7 protein-coding genes and 1 pseudogene are annotated in these 4,054 nt (G+C 39.2%); all 8 read right to left on the bottom strand.

Annotated elements, in window-relative coordinates; genetic code table 11:
• Positions 1-158: 158 nt before the first annotated feature.
• Complete coding sequence (locus ACIQCO_RS27875; RefSeq protein ID WP_400435406.1) at positions 159-344, bottom strand: YqzE family protein; 186 nt, start codon at positions 342-344, stop codon at positions 159-161.
• A 45-nt stretch (positions 345-389) separates the two neighbouring features.
• On the bottom strand, positions 390-773 hold the full coding sequence (comGG, locus tag ACIQCO_RS27870) for a competence type IV pilus minor pilin ComGG (protein WP_400435404.1): 384 nt from the start codon (positions 771-773) through the stop codon (positions 390-392).
• Positions 770-1,207: a competence type IV pilus minor pilin ComGF gene (gene comGF, locus ACIQCO_RS27865; RefSeq protein WP_400435402.1), complete on the bottom strand. Its 438-nt coding sequence runs from the start codon at positions 1,205-1,207 to the stop codon at positions 770-772. The genes comGG and comGF overlap by 4 nt, the downstream gene beginning before the upstream one ends.
• Positions 1,194-1,532: a hypothetical protein gene (locus ACIQCO_RS27860; protein WP_400435400.1), complete on the bottom strand. Its 339-nt coding sequence runs from the start codon at positions 1,530-1,532 to the stop codon at positions 1,194-1,196. Before ACIQCO_RS27860 ends, comGF begins: the two co-directional genes overlap by 14 nt.
• The gene (gene comGD, locus ACIQCO_RS27855; RefSeq protein ID WP_400435398.1) at positions 1,516-1,956 is read right to left on the bottom strand and encodes a competence type IV pilus minor pilin ComGD; all 441 of its coding nucleotides are present in this window, start codon (positions 1,954-1,956) and stop codon (positions 1,516-1,518) included. Before comGD ends, ACIQCO_RS27860 begins: the two co-directional genes overlap by 17 nt.
• A 6-nt stretch (positions 1,957-1,962) precedes the next feature.
• A complete protein-coding gene (gene comGC, locus ACIQCO_RS27850) occupies positions 1,963-2,289 on the bottom strand; it encodes a competence type IV pilus major pilin ComGC (protein ID WP_400435396.1) in 327 nt (108 codons plus the stop codon).
• Positions 2,290-2,307: 18 nt separating this feature from the next.
• Positions 2,308-3,360 carry a competence type IV pilus assembly protein ComGB gene (comGB, locus tag ACIQCO_RS27845; RefSeq protein WP_400435394.1) on the bottom strand — a complete coding sequence of 351 codons (1,053 nt, stop codon included), beginning with the start codon at positions 3,358-3,360 and terminating at the stop codon, positions 2,308-2,310.
• Positions 3,326-3,964, bottom strand: a pseudogene (locus tag ACIQCO_RS27840) (ATPase, T2SS/T4P/T4SS family); the annotation flags it as partial. The pseudogene ACIQCO_RS27840 and the gene comGB, both read right to left, overlap by 35 nt.
• Between the last annotated feature and the right edge of the window lie 90 nt (positions 3,965-4,054).

Here is a 4,054-nt window from a genome sequence, read left to right as displayed (position 1 = left end):
CCTCCTCGGCGCTAAAGCGCCTGCGGGGTCTCACCTGTCCCGCTGCTCCCGCAGGAGTCTCGCGCCTTCCACTCCAATCAACATTGTGATCAAAAACAACAATATTCTTTAACACAGCCTTAAATTAAGAAAGGAAGCGAAGGCAATCATTCGCTTCCTTAATGCTTACGTCTTTTCTTTACTTCGGTATAAAGGATATAGGGTAGAATTCCGAACCAGCGATACCAAAAAGATGCTCTGGCTTGTTTTCGTTCTGAACGGAGCCGTTTTCGTTCTTCTTTTGGCTGATCGGCGTATTTAACAATTGTTTGCGTCATGTATTTTACATAGTCATTTGTTTTCATGGACACACCTGCCTTTTTATTCACCATACAGTATGTCCATCTGGTTTATTTTAATTCTACCCATTTTATTAATTTTTTGGTTCTTGTATCAAAAAATCCTCGACAGAATATAGCATCTCCAGCCTTCGTGCGAAGGGTGAAATTAACTTTCTGAACATATCCGGACGGTGTCTCTGCTTGGTAGTCCATAGTTCCGTTAATATAGGTAATCGTGCCCTTGGAAGGGATGCTTCCTCCAGCTTGAAATATCACTTCAATTTTCTTAACGGATGAGAGGAAATAATATTCCTGTTGTAAAATAGCAGCTGTTTCATGTGCCATCATTCTTTTAGATTGCAATCGTTCAATGTGCATGGAGAAAAACAAGAGAAAAAGTACCAGTAAGCACAATGTAAGTGGATAAGTAAACCCTTTCTGATTATTTTTCATGTGACAGCATTCCAGTTGATAAAAGGAAATATTATAACTGAATATTCCTTTCCCCAAAGATCCGTAACAACTACCGTAACTGCATTGTTTATGATCGTAAAGGAGTATTGTGAAACGTTTTGGAGGATTATTTCATGTCCAGTGGTATTCACACGTCTCCTCAGGTTCGAACCGTACTTTTCATATAAGACGGTTTCCGTGTCATTTGTTAAGATTAACCGGCCTGAGATGACTTCAACACGGTTGGACAGCCTAATTTCCTTTTTTATTTGACTACAAAAAATTTGCCACTCCATTGCCTGTAATTCTGCCTGAGATCCTTTATTGTTCAAGATAATTTGAAAAACGGGTGTTATAAAGAAAATAATGATGGTAAAGATTGAAAATGCAAACAGCACCTCGAGAAGCGTAAAAGCTTTCTCATTCGAGCGCACCGCATATTTCGGTTTGTGGAAGAAAGGAATTTCTTTCAACTCTTACGCACACCTCCTTTTGACCAGCAACACGAGAATCTTTCCAAATGATTTTGTACTCCACTCCATTTTCAACGAAAGTGTAATTAGTAAAGGTTCGACTAGTGATTAATTTTGCCTGCAGTTCTTCATACATTAGCTGCCGTGCCTTATTTTCGACTGCCAGCTGCCGTGATTGGCCTTTTAAATCCATCAACAACGGCAGTAAGAATAAACTGAGCATTAATAATGCTGATAATGACAACAACAATTCAAGTAAAAAGAAGCCTTTATTTTTCCGCAACATAGAACCGGCCCTTTCCAATCAAAACAGTTAACCTATAATCCTTCCTCTTCATTTGAATATAGAGGGTACCAAACTTGTTTACATTTCCATCGCTTAGGAATTTGAAATATAACGGAAGGGAACCTTCATAAACATAAATATTTTTAGAGTAATTTCTCACGATAAATGGCGGAATCTCTGTACGCAAATACATCTCATACTTATATTGACCAGGCATAAATACAACCGATACTTCATGTTGATGGGATATCGCATAGTTTTGTGCATAGTATAGGTCTGCTTTCAGTTGGGTTATAAAGGCCTCCTCTTCAATCATCGGCTGCTGCGGTTTTAAAGAGAAGACGGTAACCGAGGAAATAATCATAAATATCGAGAGAACCACTAATGACTCAATTAATGTGAAACCTTTTTGTCTGCTTTTCATTTTGGGTTAGTTGGTTTTTGGAACTGCTGTGACATTTCCCTGTGAATCAATGGCAATTTCTTGGCCGTTTGGACAGCCTTTTGCATCCTTTAAATATCCAGCCGTTTTAAGTTCCTCAAGTGTCGGCACTTTATTATTATTATCCATTTCATATGCTTGGACTTCGGCTTGGACCATTTTCACAAACGCCTGACAGCCTTTATTGTTGATATTAGAATTATGTTTGGCGACATTAGGAATCGTAACAATTAACAAAACAGAAATGACGAGCATGACAATCATCATTTCGATTAAAGTGAAACCCTGTTCATTGTTCTTCATTTTAACGTTCATTTTTATAACCTCCATTTTTTAAATGCCATCAAGCAAGTGAAACATTGGTAAAAGAATCGCTAAATACATAGAAACCACCAGAAAACCAATAAAAAGGTAAAGAATCGGCTGAATGGTTTTGAAGCTTTTTTCTATCATATCCTCCATATTTGTTACACAGTGTTTGCTGAAAAATAACAACTCCTGTTCTAATTTTCCATTTTCCTGACCGTGTTTAACAATCATTGGAAATTCTCTTTCGAAAAATGAAAAAGTTCCGAGAATGGTTTCAAGCTTTTCTCCGGTCATTAGTTTAAATTTTATTTCCTGCGCTAGCCCGCTGTAAAAAGGTTGTCTTTTGTTTCTTTCAAAAAGCAGCAGGGCTTCAGAGACGGATATTCCACCGGATAATAGGAAGCTTAGTTGAATGGAAAAGTAGTGGGTAAACAATAATTTGAGGATCTTGCCGGCAATTGGAATGCGAACGAGCTGTGACCTTTGCTTTAGGACGGAGAGCTTACGAAATACAAGCAAATAATAGAATATCCCTATTAAAAGGATAATCAGCACAGACCCAATCATAATGGGGAAATATTGATCAAAAGCATAAATCACCTTCGTGAAAAAATTGGCTTCAAGACCGAGAGATGCAAAAAGGCTTGTAAACTTTGGAAGCAATGTGTTTTCCACAAAAACAAATAGAAAGCCGGTTATCGTAATGAGCAGTAACGGATATTGAAGTAGTTTAAGAAGTTTCCGTAAATCCTTATCCTTTAATAACGCAAGTTCACTGCCCTCAAGTAAGGCGTCGGCGAAACTGCCATGCTGTTCAGCGAAATAAACATAACCGATTAAGTCTTTGTGAAAACCGAGATTGCTTAAGACATCATGAAACGGCAAGCCGTTTTTCAACTCTACCAAACAACCATTTAATTCCTCCTTTCGTTTAGACGGTAATTGTAATGCTATGGACTCAATTGCTTCCGCAATTGGATATCCCCTTGCTAGTAATTCACCTGTTCTTTTCAAGAAACGTGCTTGTTCATTTACAGACCATTTAGGACGTTTCATCATCATACACCAGCCGTTCATATTCAGACTCCTGGATGTATCCGAGAGAGATCCCCTTTTTAATCACGTCTTTAATCGTTCGGTAATGTGTTTCAATTTGTTCGCCCTTTGCTCCCTTCATGGCAGCATTTAAATTTCTGCCGGATAAAAGCTCAAACACACTGGCCCTTTTCCATCTGCCGTAGGAATAACAAAATGGCGTACATTCGCCATTGCAAAATGGACAGGTAAGTTCTACTAATCTTTGGGCGGTAACAGCGATTAATGTCTGCTCGACCTCTAACCAATTTACACCGAATTCATGGAGACGATATACCGCGCCCTTAGCATCCCGAGTATGCATCGTCGAAAGCACCAAATGCCCGGTGAGTGCAGCACGGACGGCGATTTTCGCAGTCTCTGCATCCCTGATTTCACCAACCATAATTATGTCGGGGTCATGGCGAAGAATCGCCTTAAGGCCAGCAGCATAAGTAACACCCGCTTTTTCGTTCACTTGGACCTGCAGGACAGAATCATAGTTTTTTTCAATCGGATCTTCAAGTGTAATGACATTTCGGTGAAATAAATGGGCCGTTTCGTTTAATAGGGAATAGAGCGTTGTAGTCTTGCCGCTGCCTGTTGGTAGCGATTCATAAAGACTAATAAAACAAAACTTCTGTAATCACAACCAAATCCTTGCCCTTCTTGTATTTATCCGGCCTTGTAGGAGGCT

Origin of the sequence: Neobacillus sp. NPDC093127, from assembly GCF_044754175.1 — a bacterium.
Classification (GTDB): Bacteria; Bacillota; Bacilli; order Bacillales; family Cytobacillaceae; genus Neobacillus.
Note: the sequence above shows the minus strand (reverse complement) of the source record. Positions and strands in the feature narration are given on the sequence as shown.